A 21,251-nucleotide genomic window follows, 5' to 3' on the forward strand; every position below is an offset into this window, starting at 1 on the left:
GGTGATCGCGTACGTGCTGGCGGTGCCGCTGACCGTGGTCGCCGCGCTCGCCGTCGCGGGCACCCTGCTAAGCGACGTCCCGTACGTCGGCTTGGCGACCGCGTACGTGCCCTGGTTCGTCATGTGGTTGATCGTGGCGGCCGCCGTCGGCGCGGTGTTGGCGGGCTACCGCTGGTGGCGCGGGCGCGGCTGGTTCGACGCGGCGCTGACGGTGGCGGCCGTGCTCGCGCTGGCGGGCGCATCGGTCATCACCGCGCGGATGACCGCCGCCGTCGAGGCCGCGGGCGCCGACATCGACCTGGTCGACATGTTCGGCATCGGGTCGGCCAATTCGGCACCACCCGACGACGAGGCGACCTATGCGACGTTCGACGGCGAGCCGCTGCGGGTCAGCATCTACCGTCCGGCCGGGTCGACGCGGACGTCGCGCGCGCCGGTGCTGGTCTACATTCACGGCGGCGGGTGGGTCGCAGGTGACCGGCACTCGCGCGGCACCGATCTGCGGTGGCTCGCCGACCAGGGCTGGCTGACCATCAGCGTCGAATACCCGCTGTCATCCGACGACCGCCACCTCGCCGACGTCACCCAGAGCCGGCTCGGCTGTGCGCTGGCCTGGGTGGCGGCCAACGCGCACAACTACGGCGGCGACCCGGCGCGGCTGTCGCTGTCCGGCCATTCCGCGGGCGGAAACCTGGCGATCAACACCGCCTACCTGGCGGCCGCGGGCACCCTGTCGTCGTCGTGCGGGGGGCGGATACCGGCGGTACACGCGGTGTCGGTGATGTATCCCGCCGTCGACCCGGCCGGCATGTACCACAACCCCGACCCGGTGACGGGCAGCTACGCGCGCGACATGGTGACCGCCTACACCGGAGGGTCACCCGAGCAGTTTCCCGAACGCTACCAACGCATTTTGTCGGCCAGCCACATCACCCCCGCCGCACCGCCGACGCGGATCATCCTGCCCGCCGCCGACCATCTGGTCCCGGTTGCCGGGACCTACCGCTTCGCCGAGCAGGCCACGGCGGCCGGCGTCGACGTCGACCTCGTCACCGTCCCGTACGCCGACCACGTGTTCGACGCCCGGCCCGGCAGCCTCGGCCAACAGGCCTACCGGCAGCTGACCGCGCGCTGGCTGCGCGACCATGGACAGGGGCCCTGACCCGCGAACCGGTAGGGAGGACGCATGGACCCGCTCGACGAGCTCTACGCCGCCCCGCTCGAGGACTTCACCGCCGTGCGTGCCGAACTCGTCGCGGCCGCCAAGAAACGCGGCGCCACCGACGAGGCCAAGCGGATCTCGGCCGCGCGCAAACCCACCACCGCGGCCTGGGTGGTCAACCGGCTCGCACACGCCGACGACGCCGTGCCACGGCGCCTCACCGATCTCGGCGCACGGTTGCGCGAGGCGCACGCAGAGACGGACGGCGCCCGCATCCGCGAACTCACCGCCGAACAACGCCGGCTCATCGACGACCTGACCCGCGCGGCGTTCGAGGAGGCCGAGCTGCCCAAGCCGTCGGCGTCGCTGCGCGACGACGTCACCGCGACCCTGCAGGCCGCCGTCGCCGACCCCGATGTCGCGGCCAGGATCGGCCGACTGACCAAGGCCGAACAGTGGTCGGGCTTCGGCGGGTTCGGCGACAGCGCTGCGGTCTTCACGCCGAAGACCGAACCCAAACCCGCCAAGCGCGACAAGCCCGCCGCCACGGAGGATCGGCGCGAGCGCGACGAGGCCCGCGCCGAGTTGGCGGCCGCCGAACGCGCCAAGGCCGAGGCCGACGAAGCGCTGGCCGAACTGCAGTCCGACCTGGCGACCGCGCGGCTGCGGCACCACGATGCGCGTCGACGGCTGGATGAGGCCGAGGCGGCGCTGGCGGCCGCCGAAGACGCCTACGACAAGGGCAAACAGGCCAGCCGCGAGGCCGCTCAGCGGGTTCGGCGCGCCAATCGGCGCTGAGCGGCGGTTACCGCGCCGAAATCGCGAGACTGCTGCCAGGATGGGGGCAGGGTCATGGCCGGTTTCGACAAGGCGACACAGCGCGTGATCGCGGTCATCGCGCTCATGATCCTTGCCGCGTGGTCGCTGCGCGGATACGTCCCCGGCGCCGCCGAGCGCTCCGTCGAGCGCGGACCACCGGAGAGCAACCCCGCCGCGCTGGCCGCGGTCGTCGCGATGCTGACCGCGGCGGTGGCGATCATCGGTTTCGCGATCATCGTGCGGTTGCGCGACCGGCGACCGAGGCCGCCGTCGGCGGGGGCGCTGCCGCGAAGCCCTGGCACGATGGGTCGGCCGACGTGGCGGTTCTCGTTGATCGCGCTGGCCGCCGTCATCGCGTGGCTGCTGCTGATCGTGGTGTTGAGCCGGGTCGCGGGCCCGGAGCCGATCGAACCGCCACCGCATGCCGGGCCAGACACCGATCCGGCCCCGGGCGTGACCAGCTCACCAGCGCGGCTGCCCGACGAGGTCGACGGCGACGGCTCGGGCGGCTCGGGTGTGGTCGAGTACCTGATCCCGCCGATGCTGATCCTGATGGGCCTGGTGATGCTCGGCACGGCGATCGCGGCGCGGCGCCAACGACGCGGCGGGCAACCCGACGCGTTCGCCGACGAGTACCTTTCGGCTCCCGCCGCGCGGAAAGCCACCGATTCACTCGCCCGCGCCGCCGAGATCGGGCTGGCCGAGATCGGTGACCTCAGCCGCGAGCCGCGCGAGGCGATCATCGCCTGCTACGCCGCGATGGAGCGCGAGCTGACCCGGGTGCCCGGCGCCGTCCCGCAGGACTGCGACACCCCCACCGAGGTGCTGGCCCGCGCGGTCGACCGCCACGCGTTGCCCGCAGACAGCGCAACCGAACTGGTGGAGCTGTTCGAGGAGGCCCGGTTCTCCCCGCATGTGATGACCGAGGCGCACCGGGACGCGGCGGTGCGGGTGCTGCACCGGGTGCTTGCCGAGTTGGCTGAGCGCGTTCCGGAGGTACCGGCATGAAAAAGCTTGCCGCAGCGGGGTTTCTGTTGGTCGTCGGCGCCGAGCTGATGGTGTTGGCCGCGCCCGACCGCAGCATGGCGCTCGTCATCTCGGGAATCGCGTTGGCGGTGGCGCTGCTTGGGTTGCGGTGGTACCTGACCCGTGAAGCGGTCTCCGGCGCGGACGAGGAACCCATCGACGATGCCGCCGAGGCGCTGCGGCGCTGGATGTCTCGTACCGAGACGCTGATCAGCAGGGCGGACTCGACCCGGAGGGACTGGGATCGCCACCTGCGGCCCATGCTTGCACGCCAGTTCGAGATGGCAACGGGGCAAAAGCGACTCAAGGACCGCGCGGCATATCACGCCACCGGGCAGATGCTCTTCGGCGCGCAACTGTGGGCATGGGTGGATCCGGAGAACATCGCGCGCAACGATGCCAACGAACCCGCCCCCGGGCGCGCGGCGCTCGACGAGATCCTGCAACGGCTGGAGCGGATATGACCATGGGCCTCCCGGCGGCGACCACCACAGCCAACTGCGAGACGGTGCTCGACGAGATCGGGCGCGTCGTCGTCGGCAAGCGTGGCGCGCTCACCCTCATCCTCACCACCGTGCTGGCCGGCGGGCACGTGCTCGTCGAGGACCTGCCCGGGCTCGGCAAGACCCTGATCGCGCGGTCGTTCGCCGCCGCGTTGGGCCTGCAGTTCAAGCGCGTTCAGTTCACCCCGGACCTGCTGCCCGCCGACCTGCTCGGCTCCACCGTCTACGACATGCAGTCGGGCCGGTTCGAGTTCCGCCCCGGACCCATCTTCACCAACCTCTTGCTGGCCGACGAGATCAACCGCACCCCACCCAAGACCCAGGCGGCGCTTCTGGAGGCGATGGCCGAACGCCAGGTGAGCATCGACGGCGTCACGCACAAACTTCCCGCCCCGTTCATCGTGCTGGCGACCGACAACCCCATCGAGTACGAGGGCACCTATCCGCTGCCCGAGGCGCAACTCGACCGGTTCACGATTCGCCTCGAGCTGAACTATCTCTCTGAGCCGGAAGAGGTTTCGATGCTGCGCCGCCGCATCGACCGGGGCTCGACGGAGCCGACCGTGCGGCAGGTCGTCGACGCCGACGAACTGATCGCCATGCGCGAGTCGGTCGAAGAGGTGACCGTACACGACGACGTGCTGCGCTACGTGGTGTCGCTGGCCGCCGCCACCCGCCAGCATCCGCAGATCGCCGTCGGCGCCAGCCCCCGCGCCGAACTCGACCTGGTCCAGCTGGCTCGCGCCCGCGCACTGCTGTTCGGCCGTGACTATGTCATCCCCGAAGACGTGAAATCCCTTGCGGTTCCGGCGATCGCGCACCGCATCAGCCTGCGGCCGGAGATGTGGGTGCGCCGGGTGCACGGCAGCGACCTGGTGCAGGAACTGCTGCGACGCCTGCCGGTGCCGCGGGCCGAGGCGTGACGCGCCATGCCCGAATGCCGCAGTACCGAAGCCGAATTGACCTGGCGCGCATCACCTCTCACGCAGGCACTGTTGACGTGCGCGGTGGTGGCATTCGTGGTGGCGGTCCTCGGCGGGTACTGGCAGCTGGTCGCGTTCGCGGCGCCGCTCGTCGGGGTGTTGTGCTCGATCGGCTGGCAGCGCCCGGTACCGTCGGCGCGGGTGCACGGCAGGCCCGGATCCCAGCGGTGTTTTGAGACCGAACGGGCGCGCGTCACGGTGTGGGCCGACGCCGAACCCGACCCGGTGAAGTTCGTGGTATCCGCACCCGACGGAATGCAGTGCGACGTCGTCGAAGTCGGCGCCGGGCAGCGGCAGACCGTCGAGGTGACCGCGGACCGGTGGGGGCGCTACCCGATCCGGGCGCACCTGCGGGTCACCGCCCGCGGGGGCCTGCTCGAGGGCCGCGGCGTCGCTGACGCCGCCCACGTCTACGTCTTCCCCCAGGCCCCGCCGCAGTCGACGGCGATACCGCGCACCGAACTGCTCGACCGGCTGGGCACGCACCTGACCCGCCACATCGGGCCTGGCGTCGAGTACGCCGACGTGCGTCGCTACGTGCCCGGCGACCAGCTGCGCACGGTCAACTGGCCGGTCAGTGCCCGGCGCGGCAGCCTTCATGTCACCCAGCGGCTGACCGACCGCGCCGCCGACGTGGTGGTGCTCATCGACAACTATCCGCAGCCGGCGGGGCCCGCGACCGAAGCCACCGACCGCACCGCGCGGGGCGCGGTCCAGGTGGTGCAGAGCGCGCTGCGCGGCGGGGACCGCGCCGGGGTCGTCGCGTTGGGGGACAAGCAGCCGCGCTGGCTCGGCGCCGACATCGGGCGTCGCCAGTTCTACCGCGTGCTCGACGCCATGCTGGCCGTCGACGACGGTTTCGAGACCACCCCCGGCACGCTGGCACCGCGCGCGGCGGTTCCGCCCGGCGCGATCGTCGTCGCGTTCTCGACGATGCTCGACACCGAATTCGCCTTGGCGCTCATCGACTTACGCAAGCGTGGACACACCGTCGTTGCCGTGGACGTGCTGGAGAGCGCGCCCTTCGCCGACGACACCGACCGTCTGGTCGCGCGAATGTGGGCGCTACAACGTTCGTTCATGTATCGGGACATGGGCACCGTCGGTGTCGACGTGGTCTCCTGGCGCGCGGTCGACACGCTGGACCAGGCGATGCAGCTGGTGCCCGACCATCGACGCCCGGTGCGGGGGCGGTGGTGACATGACCGGGGTCGTGCAGTCCCGCGCCGTCTCGGCGGGGTTCGGGTTGGTGATGGTCGCGGCCTCGGCGGTGCAGGCCGACGACGCCGCGTTGATGGTGGCCGGGATCGCCGTGCTGGCTGTGTTGGTGGGCAGCGTGTTTCGGCCCTGCGCGACACTGGCGGCGCTGTTGGCGGGTGCGGTGCTGGTGCTCTCGGACGCCGCGCCGATGCTGGCGTCGCTGTGCGGATTGGCGGCGGCCGGCTACCTGGTGCTGCGGCACGCGGACAACGTGACAGCACCCACGGTCGTTGGGGCGTTGGGGTTTACCACCGTCGGTTTGGCCGCCGTCTCGATTCCCGTGGAGTTGCCGTGGGTGCCGCTGCTGGCCCCGGTCGCGATGCTGGCGCTGGTGGTGCTGGCCACCCGCCCGTTCTGGGTCGACGGGTTGGCCCGGGTTCGCGGCAGCACACGACGCCCGTGAACCCGCCCGGCCCGCTATCTTTCTAAGGTGCTTACGAGGTGGCAGTGGCGGCCGCGTAAGCGAGATGATCAGCGGGACGCTTAAATTCAGGGAGCAGCGACATGCCGTCCGATGTGCGTAAGGCCATCACCGGGGCGTCGATCGGCAACGCCGTCGAATGGTTCGACTTCGCGATCTACGGCTTCCTGGCGACGTTCATCGCGGCCAACTTCTTTCCCGAAGGCAACGAAACCGCCGCTCTGCTCAACACATTCGCGATCTTCGCCGCCGCCTTCTTCATGCGGCCGCTCGGCGGGTTCGTGTTCGGTCCGCTCGGCGACCGGATCGGGCGCCAGCGCGTGCTGGCCATCGTGATCCTGCTGATGTCGGCCGCCACGGTGACCATCGGGCTGCTGCCGACGTATGCCTCGATCGGTGTCGCGGCCCCGCTGCTGCTGCTGGTGCTGCGCTGCCTGCAGGGGTTCTCGGCCGGCGGCGAGTACGGCGGCGGTGCGGTGTACCTGGCCGAGTTCGCGTCCGAGAAGCGCCGCGGGCTGACGGTCACGTTCATGGCGTGGTCCGGGGTGCTGGGCTTTCTGCTCGGCTCGGCGACCGTGACGCTGCTGCAGGCGCTGCTGCCGACCGCCGCGATGGAGAGCTACGGGTGGCGTATCCCGTTCCTGATCGCCGGGCCGCTCGGCCTGGTCGGTCTGTACATCCGGCTGCGCCTCGACGACACCCCGCAGTTCGCCGAACTGAGCAAGACCGACCGGGTGGCCAAGTCGCCGCTGCGTGAGGCCGTCACCACCGCGTGGCGGCCGATCCTTCAGGTGATCGGGTTGTTCATCGTGTTCAACGTGGGCTATTACGTGGTGTTCACGTTCCTGCCCACCTACTTCATCAAGACGTTGGAGTTCTCCAAGACCAGCGCGTTCGTCTCGATGACGTTGGCCAGCCTGGTGGCGCTGATCCTCATCCTGCCGCTGGCGGCGCTGTCCGACCGGATCGGCCGCAAACCCATGCTCGCCGGCGCCTCGGTGGCCTTCGCGGTGCTGGGCTATCCGCTGTTTCTGCTGCTGAACTCGGGGTCGCTGGTGGCCGCGGTGATCGCGCACTGCTGCCTGGCCGCGATCGAGTCCGTCTACGTGTCGGCCGCGGTCTCGGCCGGTGTCGAACTGTTCGCCACCACCGTGCGCTACAGCGGCTTCTCCATCGGCTACAACATCTGCGTCGCCGCGTTCGGCGGCACCACGCCATACGTGGTCACCTGGTTGACCGCCGAGACCGGCAACGACATCGCACCCGCCTTCTATCTGATCGTCGCGGCGGTCGTGTCGCTGGCCGCGGTGTCCACGATGCGCGAGACGGCCGCTCGCCCGCTCCCGCAGACCACCGATCAGCCGATGCCCGCTGCACTGCCTTAGGGTTGTGGCCATGAAGGTTCGGGTGTTGCCTTACGTCTCGGTGGAGATCGACGACCGTCTCCGCCACCGGCTGCGCGCCGCCGGCGACCGATTCCGGATCAGTATCCGGGCCTACCTGCGCAGCGCGGCCGACGACGTCGATGAGGCCAGCGACCGGGTCCGCGGGTTGTGCGACCGCGCGGTCACCCGGGTGGACACGGTCGTCGCCTCGGTCAACGACAAGATCGCCCCGACACCCGAGTCGCCGCCACACCTGCGCGTGGTCGGCGGTCGGGAAGCCAGTTAGCCGGTTCGCGCGCCGCCGGTGCGGCTGCCGACGAAGAACCCGCCGACGAGGATCACGAGCCCGATGATCGCCACCGGAATGGCCCAGGTTCGCCGCTGGGACACCGCCGCCTCGCACTGCTCGACGTAGTCGGTGTGCGGAACCAGTTCGTTGATCACCGGCAGGTTGACCGGGTTGCGCTCGTCGATGTTGCGGGCCTCGGAGTAGTCCGCGACGATCGCGTTGCCGCAACCGACCTTCTGATTGTCGGGTCCCGCGGTCGATACGGGTACCAGAAGACCGATGACACCCACGACCAACACGATCGCACCTACCAGCAACACCAACCGTCGCATGTTCATGATCGATCAATGCCCACTCGGGCCGCGGCCGAAACTTTCCGGCCGTCGACGCGGTCACACCGCCCGCACGGCCCAGCGGCGAATATGGTCTGCTTGTTCAGTGCGCCGACCGTGGTCTGAAGGGAGTGGAACGCCTTGGTAAGCCATGGTCTGGCCGTGCTCCTGGCCCTGCTGGCCGCGGTGTTCCTCGCGATCGGCATCGTGGTCCGCCAGCGCGCCACCATGGACGTCGCCCCCGAGCACAGCGTGAGCAGCGTGATGGTGCTCACCCTGCTGCGCAGGCCGCTGTGGTGGGCGGGCACCGCAGCGGCGGTCACCGGGTTCTGCTTTCAGGCGTTCGCGCTGGTGTTCGGCTCGTTGTTGCTGGTCCAGCCCATCCTGGTGTCCGCGCTGCTGTTCGCCCTGCCGCTGAGCGCCCGGCTCGCCGATCGCCGCGTCACCCGCAGCGAATGGCTGTGGGCGTCGATGCTGACCGTCTCCCTGGCCGTGTTCGTCGTGCTGGCCAAGACCCGCCCCGGTGACTACGAGGCCTCCGCGCCGCTGACGGCGGTCGTCGCGGTGGTGTGCGTCGCCGCCGTGACGGCATGCGTGGTGGTCGCGGTCCGCAACCCCGGTTGGCGACGCGCGGTGCTGCTGGCCGTCGCGGTCGGCGTGCTGTTCGGCGTCGTCGCGGTGCTCACCAAGGTGGTCATGCACATCCTCACCCACAACGGGCTATGGGCCGTGCTCAGCACGCCGATACCGTATCTGCTTGTGCTGCTGGGGGTTATCGCGGTGTTCCTGCAGCAGTCCGCCTTCCATGCCGGCTCCTTGCAGACCTCGGTGCCGACGATGCTGGTGCTCGAACCCGTCATCGCCGTGGTACTCGGCGCGGTGGTACTCGGTGAGCACATGACCGTGGACGGCGTCAAGGCCGTGGCGATCACCATCGCGGTCGTGGCGATGACGGCGTCGACCATCGCACTCGGCCGCGACGAGGGCGCGATCGAGGAGGAACTCGAGGCCGCCGCAGCGGTCGGCCGCCCGAACTAGTCGTCGCGATCCTGTGGGCGCACGGACTCCGTCATCGCCGACCACAGCAGCCGGGCCGCGGTGCGCGCGGGCTGGTCGGGAGCGATCCGCGTCGGCGTGCGCGGCTGCTCGGCCGGTGCGCCGCTGATGTGCTCGATCAGCGCCACCGCCAGCTCGCGCAGCTTGACGTTGAACTGCTGGCTGGCCCGGCGCAGGATGTTCCACGCCTGTTCGGCGTCGCAGCCGACCCGGCCCATCAGCGCGCCCTTGGCCTGTTCGATCGCGCCGCGCGACTGCAGCACCGACAGCAAATCGGAGAACACGGCGGCGTGCTTGGCGGCGGTCGAGACGAACGCGGCGGACACCAACTGCTCGTAGTTGATCAGCGTCGTCATGGTCGCGGCGGTGGCCGGTTCTGTCAGCGTGCAGGCCACCACGACGGTGGCGTCGTCCTGCCAGACGCCGGGCGCGGCGGCGGCGCCGTGGATGCGCTCCCAGCTGGCTCGAAGTTGCGGCTCGCGGGCGGTCATCGCGTCCAGCGTCAGATCGGGCCACCGCTCGTCGGTCCACAGGTCCAGCGACAGCACCGGAACCTGGTAGGAGAGCGCGTCGGCGACCGGCCCCCCGAGCCCGGACAGCTGGGCGCCCACGAGTTCCTCGCCGACCCCCAGCGCGGTGATCACCGACGGGCCCTCATCGCCGTGTTTGTCGTGCACGCACACGCTGATGCCGAGCGCGTCGGACAGATCCGCCTGCATGCGCTCGAGGATGCGCTGCAGGAGTGCGATCAACTGAGGGTGTTGCCGGGGATGAAATCGTGGTGCGGACAATAGAATTGAGCCGATCAGTCGACAACTTGAACCGTCGCGACCTGATCCAGACCGGAGATCTTGAGCAGCGTTGTGATCGGGCCCTGCGCGGGCACCACCAGCGTGAGTTTGGTGCCGACCGCGACCGAGAACAGTTCCCGCAGAGCCGCACTGTCGCAATAGCTGACCCGCACCAGGTCGACGGTGATCGCGGCCTGGTGGGTGGCCGCGCGCGACAGTGCGGCGCCGAACTCGTCGATGTTGGCCAGATCGATCTCACCGGCTGCCGTGACGACCGGAGCCTGCTCGGCTTCGGCGGCGGTCAGCTGAAACTGCGCTTTGGTCATGGTGTCGGATGCGAGGCGGAACCGCTCAGGTGTTGGCCAGTGCCGAACGCTGGTCGGGTCATCGCACCTCCCGCAGACCGAAGTCACTGATCGCCGAAATGAAGTAATACCACGCCGACGGCGGTGGTGCGCTGGGCATTCTGATTTTCATTCATCCGGGTAGCCGAAACGACATCTCGACCGTCGTGCCCGCCGGTGTGCCTGCCAGATCCACCCCGTCGCTGACCGCGCGCATCAACAGCAAACCCCGGCCCCTGGTGCCTGGATCTTCGGGCGGGGTCTTCCATGAACCCCCGTCGATGACGCTGATATGGACCGCGTTGGCGCGGATGTCGGCTTCCACCCGCATCCGGCCGGGATCGCGGCCGCGGTAGGCGTGTTCGACGCAGTTCGAGCATGCCTCGTTGACCACCAGCACGATGTCGTCGGCGAGCTGGGCGGGCACGCGGTTGCTGCCCAGCCATGCGGCCAGCCGGTGCCGCACCTCGCTGAGCCGGGTCGCCACCGCTTCGATGTCGATGCGTAGCGCTGCGGGGTCGCAGCGGTACAACACCATCGCGACGTCGTCGTCGAAGCCGTTGTCGGGCACCAACTTAGCCAGCAACGTGTCCGCGACGGTTTCGATGGGTTGCTCGGTGGTTTCGGCGAGCACCTGTGCGAGGCGGTCGATCTGGTGGTCGATCGCCTCGTCGCGCCGTTCGACCAGCCCGTCGGTGTAGAGCATCAGCGTTGACCCCGGCGTCAGCGTACGGGTCGCCTGGGGACGCGGCTCGTCGCACTGCACCGCCAGCGGCACCGACCGACCGTCGGTCAGCAGCTCAGGCGACGACGAGCCCGCGACCAGCACCGGCGGCACGTGCCCCGCGCTGCTGTAGTGCACCGACTGGGTTTCGGTGTCGATGACCGCGACGAACACCGTCGTGCAGAACGCATCCGGGATCAGCTCGGCCACCGAGTCGAGGTGTTCGAGCACCGTCGACGGCTCCGCACCGGTCAGCAACAGTGCCCTCGTGGAGGCCCGAAGCTGGCCCATCACCGCCGCGGCCGACAGGCCACGGCCGACGCAGTCGCCGACGACCACGCCGATCCGGTGCTCGGCGACGGGCAGCACGTCGTAGAAGTCGCCGCCGATCTCCAGCGGTGGGACCGCCGGTTCGTAACGCACGGCGAAACCGGCCGGAAGCGCGGTGGGCGCCAGCATAGAACGCTGCAGCGTCAGCGAGGTCTCCCTGGCGCTCTCGAACTGACGGACGTGCTGCATCGCGAGACCGAGGTGGCCGACCAGGGCGCTGACCAGCCGCCGGTCCTCGGTGCTGACGACACGCGGATGTCGGTGCTCGAGGCAGACGACGACGTCACGTGTGCTGGAGAGGACCGCGGCGAAGCCGCGCGTGGTTCCGGCGCTGGGCGCGGCGCCGACGGGGCTGACGGTCAGCGGCACCCAGTTGCGGGCGTCGTCGAACGTGCGGCGCCAGTCGGAATCCAGTTCCTCCCAACTCGACACGGCCGGGTCGCCGGCCACGTGCACCGCCGGGTCGCCTTCGGTCTGGGGCCAGACGACGGCGATCACCCGAGCGACGTCCAGCGCAGAAGCGCACTGCGCCAACGTGATCAGCAGCACTTCGTCGACGTTCTTGGCGACGCTGACCGCGGTGGCCAGCCGGGCCATCGCGGCGTCCCGTTCGGCCGCCGCGCGCGGCGCGGTGATGTCACGGATCGTGCCGACGTAGGCGGTGCGCTCCGATGCGTGCTCGGCGACCATGTTCATGCTGAGCGCCACCCACCGGTGTCGGCCGTCGCGGTGCCGGATCGCGATCTCGGCAGTGCCGGCACCCTGCCGGACCACCTCCATCAGGTGTTCGTTCGCCGTGACCGGGTCCTGCACCCAGGGATGGGGCATCGGGTAGGGCAGGTCTTCGGCGTTGTAACCGGTGATGTCGGCGAACGCGTCGTTGATCTCCACGATGGTGCCGGTGTGGTCGGCGACGAAGAAGCCTTCCTGAAGCGAGTTCACCAGCGCGGTGCGGAACTCGTCACGATCGGCCAGGTCGTCGGCGCGGGCCCGCTGCTGGGCATAACGTCTTGTGCCGTCGAGGAATCCGCGGGTCGCCATGTCGATCGCCGCCAGCGTCTGCAGCAGGAACTGCAGCGCGCGACCGGTGGCCGCGTCGGTGTCACGGCCGATGTCGCTGACCAGTCGCGAGTGGTTCTCGATGATCTCGAGCACGCTCATCCGGTCGCGCAGCGCCTGGCGGCCGAGGTCGTGCCCGAGCGCCAGCGCTGCTTCCTCGCCGGTGCGCAGGTAGGTGTCGAGCGCTTCGGCGTAGCACGCGTAAAAGGTGTCGGGTTCGGTCATGGCGAGCCTCGGTGAGGTGCGTCGGGAACCCACTTCCACATCTCGATCAAGGTTCCCTTGCCGGGCTTGGATTCAACGTGTACGCGGTCCATCAGCCTGCGTGCGCCCGGCAGCCCCAGCCCCAGCCCGCGCCCGGTGGAGTAGCCGTCCTCCATCGCGCGTTCCACATCGGGGATCCCGGGTCCGTTGTCCTCGGCATGCACCACCAGCGCCTGCCTGCCGTCGCGGATCTGCACGCCGATACGGATCTCACCGCGGCCCGTGTAACTGATTATGTTGCGGGCGATCTCGGATATCGCGGTGGCGATCATCGTGACGTCGGTCAGCGAGAACCCGAGTTTCCTGGCCAGCTCGTGCCCCGCCTGGCGGGCAGCGACGATGTCGTCGGGGTCGCCGATGGCAACGACGAAGTCAGCCGCCACTGTCACTCGGTGTCAGCCGGCGGACTCGCCGTCCGCGGAATTCGTCCGGCCCCGCGCGGTCCAGGTCAACGGACGGATCGGGCATCCAACCTCCCAGCTCAGCACTAACGGGCGCGCGCCCTACCGCGACACTAGCCTGCGGCCAGCTGACGCAACCGGTGAAGCATTGATCTACGTTTGGTGGCCAAGCGTTAAGCTCTGCGCACTGCCGTCGCCAGAGGCGGCGCCCACGAGACGAAGGACCGCCGTTGCCAGGTAATGACCCGATCACCACGTCGGTGACCCACCAGGATGGGGTCGCCGTCGTGTCGGTGAGCGGCGATGTCGACGTAGCCACGGTCGCCGCTCTCGAAGCGTCGATCAACGAGGCGTTGGCCGCCAAGCCCACCGCGCTGATCATCGATCTGTCCGACGTCGACTTCCTCGCATCGGCGGGCCTGCAGACCCTGGTGGCCACCAACGAAGCCGTCAACAAAACCACCGCGTTCGCGGTCGTCGCCCACGGTTCCGCCACCAGCAGACCCATCCAGCTGACGGGCCTGGACCAGGTCTTCGCGCTGTATCCGACGCGGGCCGAAGCGCTCGCCGCGGTGGGCGCCGGATCGCAGAACTAGCCGACGCGCGCTCACCAGCACATTCCCGTAAAGTTTCGAACGTCGGGTGGTGATCTTGGTACGCCCCTGGCGCTGGGTCGGGACAGATGGGACGAACTATGAGGCCAGGTCTGCTGAGGCGTCGTGTCGCGGCGTTTGCCGGCGGAACCGCGGTCGCGGCGATGGTGCTGCTGACCGCGTCGTGCGCCGGCGAAGAGGAGTCGACGCCGGACGACACCACCACGACAACCACGACCACCACCACGACACCGCCGGACAGCCCGCCGCCCGCTCCCGGCGAGCCCGGTGAGCCGACGGAGAAGGCGCCGCGCATCGATCCGGGCCCCAACCCGTTCTCGCCGACGGTGAAAGCACCACCCGCGCCGACGGCCATCCCCGGCGATCACTGAGCGCCGGTCTGATCGGCTCGGACCGAGGTCCGTGGGGGTGCGGCGGTTCGGCGTGCTCGCCCTTGTGGCGGCGAGCGTGTTGGTGTTCGCCTCCGACCTGAGTTCGACCGGCCCGCGCGCGGGCACCATCACCGGGCCGTACGCCTACCTGTTGGCGAGCTCGACCGATCTGGGGCCGTCCCGTGACGGCGACGCCCAACTGACCCTGGCCCTGCATCGCCGCGACCGGCCGGCCGCGGTGTTCGACTGGGCCGACCGCCACGACCTGTCCGTCGCGTGGCAGCCGGGGCACAACTGGGCGGTCGTGAAGGGACCGGCACAGCACCTGGCGCACGCGTTCGACGTCGAGGTGCACGACTACCGCGGCAGGCGCGGGCAGGTGTTCTACGCGTCCCCGCAGCAGCCGCGGGTTCCCGACGCGCTGCGCAGCGACGTCGACGGGCTCGGCAGGATTCTCGGCTATATCCCGCACCACACCTCGCACCTGCCGATGGTGCCGTTGGACGTGCCCGACAAGGGGTTGTCACCGGCCGCGCTGAGGCACACCTACAACGTCGACCCGCTGACCGCCGAGGGCTACACCGGCAAGGGCATCACGATCGTGTTCTTCGCGTTCGACGGCTTCGAGCAGGCCGACCTCGACCTCTTCGCCGACACGTTCGGGCTGCCCCGGTTCACCCCGGAGGTAATCGGCGGCGAACTCGACGCCCCGCGCGGGGAGACCACCATGGATCTGCAGGTCGCCCACGCCGTCGCGCCCGACGCGCGCAAGGTCGTCGTCAGCGCCCGCCCGACCGTGGCCGGAGACGGCACGTTCGTCAAGGTCGGGGAGATGTTCGCCGACGCCGACCGGCGATACCCCGGCGCGGTGTGGAGCCTGTCGATCGGCTGGGGTTGCGACAAGCTGATCACCGCCGCCGACCTCGCGCCGGTGCGGTCGGCGTTGGCGGCCGCGCAGGCCAACGGCACCACGGCGTTCAACGCCAGCGGCGACCTCGCCGGGCTGGAGTGCAAGGGCGGCGACGAGTGGTCCGCACCGCCCGGGGAGGACGACATCGGCCTGGACTCGGTGGCGTCGTTGCCGGAGATCACCGATGTCGGCGGCACGACGCTGTCCACCGACGCCGACGGCCGGTGGCTGGCCGAGCAGGCCTGGTTCGACGTGCCGCTGTCGGTGGGCACCGGCGGCGGGGTGTCGGCGTTGTTCGACCGGCCCGAATGGCAGCGCGGTGTGCTGCCCGACGAGAGCCCCGACCGCAGGCTGACACCGGATGTCGCCGCGGTGGCGGACCCGTTCACCGGCGTGCGCATCGTGTTCCAGCAGACCCCGCTCGTCGGCGGCGGCACCTCGCAGTCGGCGCCCATCTGGGCGGGCTTCGCCGCGGTGATGAACCAGTACCTGCTCGCCAACGGCGGGCAGGCCATCGGTGAGCTCAACCCCAAGCTGTATCGCATCGCGGCGGGCGCGGCGCTGCCGGCGTTCCGCGACGTGACGCTCGGCGGCAACGTGGTGGCCGACGCGGCGCCGGGCTACGACCTGGCGACCGGGCTGGGCACCCCCGATATCGCCAACCTGGTGCGTAACCTGTTGGCGTTGCAGGAGTCTGGGGCATGAGCGATCCGGAGCAGGTGCCCACCACGGAGTGTCGGATATGTCAGACCGACGTCCCCGCGGGCCGGTACTGCGGGCTGTGCGGATGTCATCTGACCCCGCGCCGCGCCGAGGGGCCCGACTGGCTGCGGGTGCGCGACTTCGGCGCCGCCAGAGACGAGCATCTGCTCCAGCCGGCGCTGACCAGCTCGCTGTTTCCGCATCTGCCGCAGCGCTCGCGCAGTGCATTCCGGTTGGGCCTCGCGGCGGTGCTGGCCACGTTGGTCGCGTTCACGCTGCTTCGCCTGCCCGCCGCGTTGGTGACCGTCGCGGCGCTGGGCCTTCCGGTGTTGTTCCTGCTCTATCTGCGGGAGTCGGATGCGTTCCGCGACTTCGGTGTTCGTACCCTGGCCGTCACGACGGTGCTGGGGGTCGGGCTGGGTTTGGGATGGGTGCTGCTGACCGAGGCGACCATCGCCCGCTCCTACGAACTGGGGCTGACCGGTGGCCCGGACTGGGACCGCATCCTGCGCGACGGCATCGCGGTACCGCTCGGCGGTGTGCTGCTCATGCTGCTGCCCGCGGTGATCGTGCGGCTGGCGCGGCCGCCGACCCGAGAAGCGTTGGACGGCTTCATCGTCGGTGCGCTCGGCGCGCTCACGTTCACTGCCGCGTCCACGTTGGCGCATCTGGCGCCGCAGTTCGGGACGGGGGTGGTGAGCGGGCAGCCGATGGAGAGCCTGTTGGTGGAGGCCGGGATCCGGGGCGTGGCCGAACCGGTGACGGCGGCCACCGCGGGCGGGTTGATCGGTGCGGCACTGTGGTTTCGGCGTCCCCCGAGCAAGCAGAACCAGCGGCCCGTTCTGGTGCGCGCGGTGCTCGTCGGGTTCGCGGTCGCGGTGCTGACGGTGTGCCTTGCGCTCGGGGTGATCGATGCCGCCGCGCCCACGCAGCTGCTGATGTTGGGGTTGCATCTGCTGTTGGCCGCGGTCGCGTTGCTGTTGCTGCGCATCGGAATTCACCTGGCGTTGCTGCATGAGGCGCACGACGAGATCCAGGCCGATGAGCCGCTGCTGTGCCCACATTGCGGTCATGTGGTGCCCGATATGGCGTTCTGCCCGGCCTGCGGCGTGGCGACCCGCGCGTCGTCACGGTCGTCGCGCCGGTCCCGGCGTGCGGCACGCCCGGTTCGCGCGGCAGAGCCGGACGCCCCGTGAGCGCGCCGACGGATCTCTTTCCCGGATACGCGGTTCCGGCCGGCACCTACGCGGCCCCCGCGCCGCGGCGCACGTCGCGCAGACGGCTGGTGGTGACGTGGTTGCTGGCCATCGTCGTCGTGGCCGCGGGCCTGGTGGCGCTGTCCGCGGCGATCGACAAGCCCGCCGCACGGTATGTGTGCCCGCCGGACTGCGGACGACCGCCCACCGGCACCCCGGTGGAGGTCAACCCGCGCTTCACCGCACCCGACGGCGCGTTCTCGGTGAGCCACCCGGTGGAGAGTTCGGCGTATCGCATCACGACCGAACCCAGTGGGGTGACGGCGGAGTTCTTGGCGGGCGACGGCGGCGTGATGCGGTTGTTCAGCGAGCCGGCGGCCGGCCGATCGGCACAGGAGATCGCGAAAGCATTGGTGAAGGCCACCTTTCCCGACACCCGCACCGCGTACGAGATTCCCAACGCGATGGTGGGCTATCAGCCCGGCTACGGCGAGGTCGCCGACTGTTGGCCGCAGGGCGCCAACACCAGCTACGCGAGGATGCGGGTGATGGTGATGGCCGCGGTGAAGAACGATCTTGCGCTGGTGGCCGCCGCGGTGGGGCCCTATCACGAGTTCGGGCCGGACTTCGGATTCGGCAAACCGTCGGGGGCCAATCTCCAGATCGCTTTGGATATGGGCAAATACGTCAACAGCTTCAGCTGGCGCGGCGACCCGCCACGGTAGATGTCGCCGAAACGGACGAAATGGTCGATTCGTGGGGGAGAGAGAACCGACCAAAACGTCGGTCTCGGCGAGCTTCTAGACGGCGCCGTTGAACAGGCACAGCCAGGTGACCACCAGCGCGAAGAGCCCGAGCAGGATGGTCACGACGAAATGGCGAAGCAGATGAGTCCGGTCTTGCACAGCGCCCGACGGTAGGAACGCCGCCTGAGAATGTCCTGACAGCCGCCGCAGAATCCGCTGTTCTCAGGCCGACGCCAGGACCTTGGCGGCGGCGTGCTCGGGCATCGGCTCATAGCGGGCGAAAGACCTGGTGAACGACCCGGCGCCGTGGGCCATCGAGCGCAGGTCGATGGCGTACCTGGTGAGTTCCACCTCGGGGATCTCGGCCCTGACCAGCGTGCGGTCGTCGTCGACCTTCTCGGTGCCCAGCACCCGGCCGCGACGGCCCGCCAGATCGCCCATCACGGTGCCCACCAGGTCGTCGGGCACCAGCACCGACACCTCGTCGACCGGTTCGAGCAGGTTCACCTTGGTGGCCGCGGCGGCCTCACGCAGCGCCAATGCGCCGGCCGTCTGAAACGCGAAGTCCGACGAGTCCACGCTGTGCGCCTTGCCGTCGAACAGGGTGACCCGGATGTCGACGACCGGATAGCCGGCGCCCACCCCCTTCTCCATCTGCGCCCGGATCCCCTTCTCGACGCTGGGAATGAACTGTCGCGGCACCGCGCCGCCGACCACCTTGTCGACGAACTCGAACCCCGACCCCTCCGGCAGCGGCTCCACCTCGATGTCGCACACCGCGTACTGGCCGTGCCCGCCGGACTGCTTGACATGCCTGCCGTGCCCTTTGACCTTGCCGGCGAACGTTTCTCGCAGCGGCACCCGCAGCTCGACGGTGTCGACGGCGACCCCGTAGCGGCGCTGCAGCCCGTCGAGCACCACGCCGGCGTGGGCCTCACCCATCGTCCACAGCACGATCTGGTGGGTCTCGCGGTTCTGCTCGATGCGCAGCGTGGGATCCTCGGCGGCGAGCCGCTGCAACCCGACCGACAGCTTGTCCTCGTCGGTCTTGGCGCGCGGCTGCACCGCGATCGGCAGCAGCGGCTCGGGCATGATCCACGGCTTGAGCACCAGCGGGTCCGACTTGTCCGACAGCGTGTCACCGGTTTCGGCGCGGCTCAGTCGTCCGATCGCGCAGATGTCGCCCGCGATCACCGACGCCGCGGGACGCTGCTGCTTGCCCAGCGGGAAGGACAGCGTCCCGATGCGCTCGTCCTCGTCGTGATCTTCGTGGCTGACGGCCGAGCCGTTGTGGCCCGGCTCGCCGAAGAACGACGTGAAGTGGCCCGACACGTGCACGGTCGCGTCCGGATTGATGGTGCCCGAGAACACCCGCACCAGGCTGACCCGGCCCACGTACGGGTCCGACGTCGTCTTGACGACCTCGGCCAGCAGCGGGCCCTTCGGGTCACAGGCCAGCCCCTCCCGCGGCTTGCCCTGCGGCGTGAACACCTCGGGCAGTTTGTGTTCGGGCGGCGGCGGGAAGGCGCTGGTGATGATCTCCAGCAGCTCCTGGGTGCCGACGCCGGTGCCGCTGCACGCCGGGATCACGGGGAAGAAGGAGCCGCGCGCGACGGCCTTCTCCAGATCGTCGATCAACACCGACTGGTCAATCTGCTCGCCGCCGAGATAGCGCTCCATGAGCGTCTCGTCCTCGGACTCCTCGATGATCCCCTCGATCAGGGTGCCCCGCATCTCCTCGATCGCGTCGGCGTAAGAGGCGTCGGGCTCGTGGGTATCGGTGCGCTCGCCGTCGGAATACTCGTAGTGCGTCTGCGTCAGCAACCCGATCAGGCCCGTGCACGGCGAATTCGCGGGCAGATACAGCGGCAGCACCTTGTCCCCGAACGCCTGCTGGATGCCGGCCAGCGCGGTGTCGTAGTCGGCGCGGGCGTGATCGAGCTTGGTGATCACCACCGCGCGCGGCATGCCGACCTGGCTGCACTCCTGCCACAGCGCTTTGGTCGGCTCGTCGACGTGTTCGTTGGCCGCGATCACGAACAGCGCACAGTCCGCGGCGCGCAGGCCGGCGCGCAGTTCACCGACGAAGTCGGCGTAGCCGGGGGTGTCGATGAGGTTGACCTTGATGCCGTCGTGCTTCAGCGACGCCAGCGCCAGCCCGACCGAGCGCTGCTGGGCGATCTCGGCCTCGTCGAAGTCGCACACCGTGGTGCCTTCCACGACCGAGCCGGCCCGGTTGAGTACTCCGGAAGCGACGAGCAGGGCTTCGACGAGTGTGGTCTTGCCGCCACCCGATGGGCCCACCAGCACCACGTTTCGGATGGCGGCCGGACTGTCCGCGGTGGGGGCGGCTCCGGCACCACCGGAAGTTGTCGTCTTGTCAGCCATGGCAGTGCCTCCTGACGGTGGTGTGTACCCCACCATTCCCCGAACCGACACCGAGCACAAGGGATCCGGCGACTTTTGCGGCGTGGGGCGTTTACCGCTGTGCCGTCGACAGGTTCAGCGCGTCGATTTCTTCACCAGGGTCGTGCTCAAGGGCCGTCGGGCAGCCCTCACGCAGAAGTCGGCGCCCGAGTGGGCAGGCGTGAGGCTTCAGGCGCGCCAGGACGTCCACCGGTCGACGGCCACGGTCACCACCGGCCCGTCCAACGCAATCCGTTGGTACTGAGGGTATTTGCTGCGCAGCAGCGCATAGCCGACGGCAAGAGCCTCGCCGCTGTAGTGCACCTCGGCCAGTCCGTCGGCGCGCACCCACCACAGCTGCGTCCAGTCCTCGTCGTAATGATCGACCAGCATGCTCACCCGGGGGTTGGCCTCGATGTTGGTCAGTCGCCGCAGCCGTTGGGTGGACTTCCGCTTGGCGTCGACGGCCGTGTAGACGACGCCGTTGTGCACGCCGAACACCACGGGCACCAGGTGTGGCGCGCCGTTGGCCCCGACGGTGGCCAGCATCGCCACCGGCGACTCCCCGAACATGGCCGCGGCGTCCTCGAATTCGGCCATGGGCCCAGCCTATTCCAGGCTGCGCCAAGCGCTAGGGCCGTCGCGGTGCGACGCTGATCGGCCTGCGCGTCTCCTTGGTGCGCGTCACCCCGAACTCGGGTTCCTTGGTGACCCGCGTCGGCGACGCCACCTCGGCGGTGCGCGCCGGCGGCGGTACGACGGGCTGGGCGGTCACCTCGGCGGGCGCAGGGGGCGGCGCGACCGGGGGCGGCGGCGCGGACGGTCCGGCGCTGGTGGCGACGGGCGCCGACGACGGGGCGGGGCGCGGCGCGGACGTCGCGGTCGGACCCTGCTCGACGACGACGTCGGCGTCGGACCCGTCGAACAGCAGCAACGCCCCCGACACGACGATGGCCACCGCCGCGGCGGCCACCGCGAACAGCGCCGCCATCGCCTGCCTGCCTCGATACCACGGCGTGGGAACGGGTTCGAAGCGCCAGGTGCTCGGGTCGAAGGCGTCGAACGACGCGACCTCGCGCTCAGCCATCCACCGATGCTATCGCCGGTATGAGCACCGTCGACGGCCGTCGCGCAGCATCCGCGACCGCGATAGGGTG

Annotated in this window: 23 protein-coding genes; 15 read left to right on the plus strand and 8 right to left on the minus strand. The window is 69.9% G+C overall.

Annotated features, from left to right (window positions below):
• The first annotated feature begins 1 nt into the window (after nt 1).
• The 9 genes from G6N28_RS12250 (at nt 2) to G6N28_RS12290 (ending at nt 7,845) form a co-directional block, all read left to right on the plus strand.
• Entirely contained in the window at nt 2-1,162 is a 1,161-nt protein-coding gene (locus G6N28_RS12250; RefSeq protein ID WP_163900604.1) for an alpha/beta hydrolase, read from the plus strand.
• A 24-nt stretch (nt 1,163-1,186) separates the two neighbouring features.
• A complete protein-coding gene (locus G6N28_RS12255) occupies nt 1,187-1,960 on the plus strand; it encodes a hypothetical protein (protein WP_163900606.1) in 774 nt (257 codons plus the stop codon).
• 54 nt (nt 1,961-2,014) lie between these two features.
• Entirely contained in the window at nt 2,015-2,989 is a 975-nt protein-coding gene (locus tag G6N28_RS12260) for a DUF4129 domain-containing protein (protein ID WP_163900609.1), read from the plus strand.
• The gene (locus G6N28_RS12265) at nt 2,986-3,471 is read left to right on the plus strand and encodes a hypothetical protein (protein WP_163900611.1); all 486 of its coding nucleotides are present in this window, start codon (nt 2,986-2,988) and stop codon (nt 3,469-3,471) included. Before G6N28_RS12260 ends, G6N28_RS12265 begins: the two co-directional genes overlap by 4 nt.
• Nucleotides 3,472-3,473: 2 nt before the next feature.
• Nucleotides 3,474-4,433, plus strand: coding sequence for an AAA family ATPase (locus tag G6N28_RS12270; protein ID WP_163906170.1), 960 nt, complete (start codon nt 3,474-3,476; stop codon nt 4,431-4,433).
• Nucleotides 4,434-4,439: 6 nt separating this feature from the next.
• Nucleotides 4,440-5,693, plus strand: coding sequence for a DUF58 domain-containing protein (locus G6N28_RS12275; RefSeq protein WP_163900613.1), 1,254 nt, complete (start codon nt 4,440-4,442; stop codon nt 5,691-5,693).
• A 1-nt stretch (nt 5,694) separates the two neighbouring features.
• Nucleotides 5,695-6,156 (plus strand): hypothetical protein, encoded by a 462-nt coding sequence (locus tag G6N28_RS12280; protein WP_163900615.1) that lies wholly within the window; start codon nt 5,695-5,697, stop codon nt 6,154-6,156.
• Between the two features lie 101 nt (nt 6,157-6,257).
• Nucleotides 6,258-7,559 carry an MFS transporter gene (locus G6N28_RS12285; RefSeq protein WP_163900617.1) on the plus strand — a complete coding sequence of 434 codons (1,302 nt, stop codon included), beginning with the start codon at nt 6,258-6,260 and terminating at the stop codon, nt 7,557-7,559.
• Nucleotides 7,560-7,569: 10 nt separating this feature from the next.
• A complete protein-coding gene (locus G6N28_RS12290; RefSeq protein ID WP_163900619.1) occupies nt 7,570-7,845 on the plus strand; it encodes a hypothetical protein in 276 nt (91 codons plus the stop codon).
• On the opposite strand, the gene G6N28_RS12295 is transcribed toward G6N28_RS12290, so the two are convergent.
• A complete protein-coding gene (locus tag G6N28_RS12295; RefSeq protein WP_163900621.1) occupies nt 7,842-8,186 on the minus strand; it encodes an aminopeptidase in 345 nt (114 codons plus the stop codon). The two genes, G6N28_RS12290 and G6N28_RS12295, sit on opposite strands and share 4 nt — an antisense overlap.
• A 135-nt stretch (nt 8,187-8,321) precedes the next feature.
• On the opposite strand from G6N28_RS12295, the gene G6N28_RS12300 reads away from it, so the two are divergent.
• On the plus strand, nt 8,322-9,218 hold the full coding sequence (locus tag G6N28_RS12300; protein WP_197745785.1) for a DMT family transporter: 897 nt from the start codon (nt 8,322-8,324) through the stop codon (nt 9,216-9,218).
• Here the strand turns inward: G6N28_RS12300 and G6N28_RS12305 are convergent.
• The 4 genes from G6N28_RS12305 to G6N28_RS12320 form a co-directional block, all read right to left on the minus strand.
• Nucleotides 9,215-9,955, minus strand: a complete 741-nt coding sequence (locus tag G6N28_RS12305) for an ANTAR domain-containing protein (RefSeq protein ID WP_235674553.1) — start codon at nt 9,953-9,955, stop codon at nt 9,215-9,217. The genes G6N28_RS12300 and G6N28_RS12305 overlap by 4 nt on opposite strands.
• Nucleotides 9,956-10,041: 86 nt before the next feature.
• The gene (locus G6N28_RS12310; RefSeq protein WP_163900625.1) at nt 10,042-10,353 is read right to left on the minus strand and encodes an STAS domain-containing protein; all 312 of its coding nucleotides are present in this window, start codon (nt 10,351-10,353) and stop codon (nt 10,042-10,044) included.
• A gap of 151 nt (nt 10,354-10,504) precedes the next feature.
• Complete coding sequence (locus tag G6N28_RS12315) at nt 10,505-12,709, minus strand: SpoIIE family protein phosphatase (protein WP_163900627.1); 2,205 nt, start codon at nt 12,707-12,709, stop codon at nt 10,505-10,507.
• Nucleotides 12,706-13,131: an anti-sigma regulatory factor gene (locus tag G6N28_RS12320; protein WP_163900629.1), complete on the minus strand. Its 426-nt coding sequence runs from the start codon at nt 13,129-13,131 to the stop codon at nt 12,706-12,708. The genes G6N28_RS12315 and G6N28_RS12320 overlap by 4 nt, the downstream gene beginning before the upstream one ends.
• A 248-nt stretch (nt 13,132-13,379) precedes the next feature.
• Between G6N28_RS12320 and G6N28_RS12325 the strand changes: the two genes are divergently transcribed.
• From G6N28_RS12325 to G6N28_RS12345, 5 genes are all read left to right on the plus strand, one after another.
• The gene (locus G6N28_RS12325; protein WP_163900631.1) at nt 13,380-13,745 is read left to right on the plus strand and encodes an STAS domain-containing protein; all 366 of its coding nucleotides are present in this window, start codon (nt 13,380-13,382) and stop codon (nt 13,743-13,745) included.
• Nucleotides 13,746-13,843: 98 nt separating this feature from the next.
• On the plus strand, nt 13,844-14,134 hold the full coding sequence (locus G6N28_RS12330) for a hypothetical protein (RefSeq protein WP_163900633.1): 291 nt from the start codon (nt 13,844-13,846) through the stop codon (nt 14,132-14,134).
• 31 nt (nt 14,135-14,165) lie between these two features.
• The gene (locus tag G6N28_RS12335) at nt 14,166-15,749 is read left to right on the plus strand and encodes a S53 family peptidase (protein WP_163900635.1); all 1,584 of its coding nucleotides are present in this window, start codon (nt 14,166-14,168) and stop codon (nt 15,747-15,749) included.
• Nucleotides 15,746-16,942, plus strand: coding sequence for a zinc ribbon domain-containing protein (locus G6N28_RS12340; RefSeq protein WP_163900637.1), 1,197 nt, complete (start codon nt 15,746-15,748; stop codon nt 16,940-16,942). The genes G6N28_RS12335 and G6N28_RS12340 overlap by 4 nt, the downstream gene beginning before the upstream one ends.
• Entirely contained in the window at nt 16,939-17,667 is a 729-nt protein-coding gene (locus G6N28_RS12345; protein WP_163900639.1) for a hypothetical protein, read from the plus strand. The genes G6N28_RS12340 and G6N28_RS12345 overlap by 4 nt, the downstream gene beginning before the upstream one ends.
• Nucleotides 17,668-17,910: 243 nt before the next feature.
• On the opposite strand, the gene G6N28_RS12350 is transcribed toward G6N28_RS12345, so the two are convergent.
• From G6N28_RS12350 to G6N28_RS26830, 3 genes are all read right to left on the minus strand, one after another.
• Complete coding sequence (locus tag G6N28_RS12350; protein ID WP_163900641.1) at nt 17,911-20,076, minus strand: elongation factor G-like protein EF-G2; 2,166 nt, start codon at nt 20,074-20,076, stop codon at nt 17,911-17,913.
• A gap of 207 nt (nt 20,077-20,283) precedes the next feature.
• On the minus strand, nt 20,284-20,694 hold the full coding sequence (locus tag G6N28_RS12355) for a TIGR03668 family PPOX class F420-dependent oxidoreductase (RefSeq protein WP_163900642.1): 411 nt from the start codon (nt 20,692-20,694) through the stop codon (nt 20,284-20,286).
• A 31-nt stretch (nt 20,695-20,725) separates the two neighbouring features.
• Nucleotides 20,726-21,181, minus strand: a complete 456-nt coding sequence (locus tag G6N28_RS26830; protein ID WP_179962063.1) for a hypothetical protein — start codon at nt 21,179-21,181, stop codon at nt 20,726-20,728.
• Nucleotides 21,182-21,251: the final 70 nt, after the last annotated feature.

This window comes from Mycolicibacterium pulveris (genome assembly GCF_010725725.1).
Taxonomy (GTDB): Bacteria; Actinomycetota; Actinomycetes; order Mycobacteriales; family Mycobacteriaceae; genus Mycobacterium; species Mycobacterium pulveris.

Coding starts and splice junctions, on each gene's coding strand:
- G6N28_RS12255 (WP_163900606.1), top strand. CDS start 1,187: ATGGACCCGCTCGACGAGCTCTACGCCGCCCCGCTCGAGGACTTCACC.
- G6N28_RS12260 (WP_163900609.1), top strand. CDS start 2,015: ATGGCCGGTTTCGACAAGGCGACACAGCGCGTGATCGCGGTCATCGCG.
- G6N28_RS12265 (WP_163900611.1), top strand. CDS start 2,986: ATGAAAAAGCTTGCCGCAGCGGGGTTTCTGTTGGTCGTCGGCGCCGAG.
- G6N28_RS12270 (WP_163906170.1), top strand. CDS start 3,474: ATGGGCCTCCCGGCGGCGACCACCACAGCCAACTGCGAGACGGTGCTC.
- G6N28_RS12275 (WP_163900613.1), top strand. CDS start 4,440: ATGCCCGAATGCCGCAGTACCGAAGCCGAATTGACCTGGCGCGCATCA.
- G6N28_RS12280 (WP_163900615.1), top strand. CDS start 5,695: ATGACCGGGGTCGTGCAGTCCCGCGCCGTCTCGGCGGGGTTCGGGTTG.
- G6N28_RS12285 (WP_163900617.1), top strand. CDS start 6,258: ATGCCGTCCGATGTGCGTAAGGCCATCACCGGGGCGTCGATCGGCAAC.
- G6N28_RS12290 (WP_163900619.1), top strand. CDS start 7,570: ATGAAGGTTCGGGTGTTGCCTTACGTCTCGGTGGAGATCGACGACCGT.
- G6N28_RS12295 (WP_163900621.1), bottom strand. CDS start 8,186: ATGAACATGCGACGGTTGGTGTTGCTGGTAGGTGCGATCGTGTTGGTC.
- G6N28_RS12305 (WP_235674553.1), bottom strand. CDS start 9,955: ATGCAGGCGGATCTGTCCGACGCGCTCGGCATCAGCGTGTGCGTGCAC.
- G6N28_RS12310 (WP_163900625.1), bottom strand. CDS start 10,353: ATGACCAAAGCGCAGTTTCAGCTGACCGCCGCCGAAGCCGAGCAGGCT.
- G6N28_RS12315 (WP_163900627.1), bottom strand. CDS start 12,709: ATGACCGAACCCGACACCTTTTACGCGTGCTACGCCGAAGCGCTCGAC.
- G6N28_RS12330 (WP_163900633.1), top strand. CDS start 13,844: ATGAGGCCAGGTCTGCTGAGGCGTCGTGTCGCGGCGTTTGCCGGCGGA.
- G6N28_RS12340 (WP_163900637.1), top strand. CDS start 15,746: ATGAGCGATCCGGAGCAGGTGCCCACCACGGAGTGTCGGATATGTCAG.
- G6N28_RS12350 (WP_163900641.1), bottom strand. CDS start 20,076: ATGGCTGACAAGACGACAACTTCCGGTGGTGCCGGAGCCGCCCCCACC.
- G6N28_RS12355 (WP_163900642.1), bottom strand. CDS start 20,694: ATGGCCGAATTCGAGGACGCCGCGGCCATGTTCGGGGAGTCGCCGGTG.
- G6N28_RS26830 (WP_179962063.1), bottom strand. CDS start 21,181: ATGGCTGAGCGCGAGGTCGCGTCGTTCGACGCCTTCGACCCGAGCACC.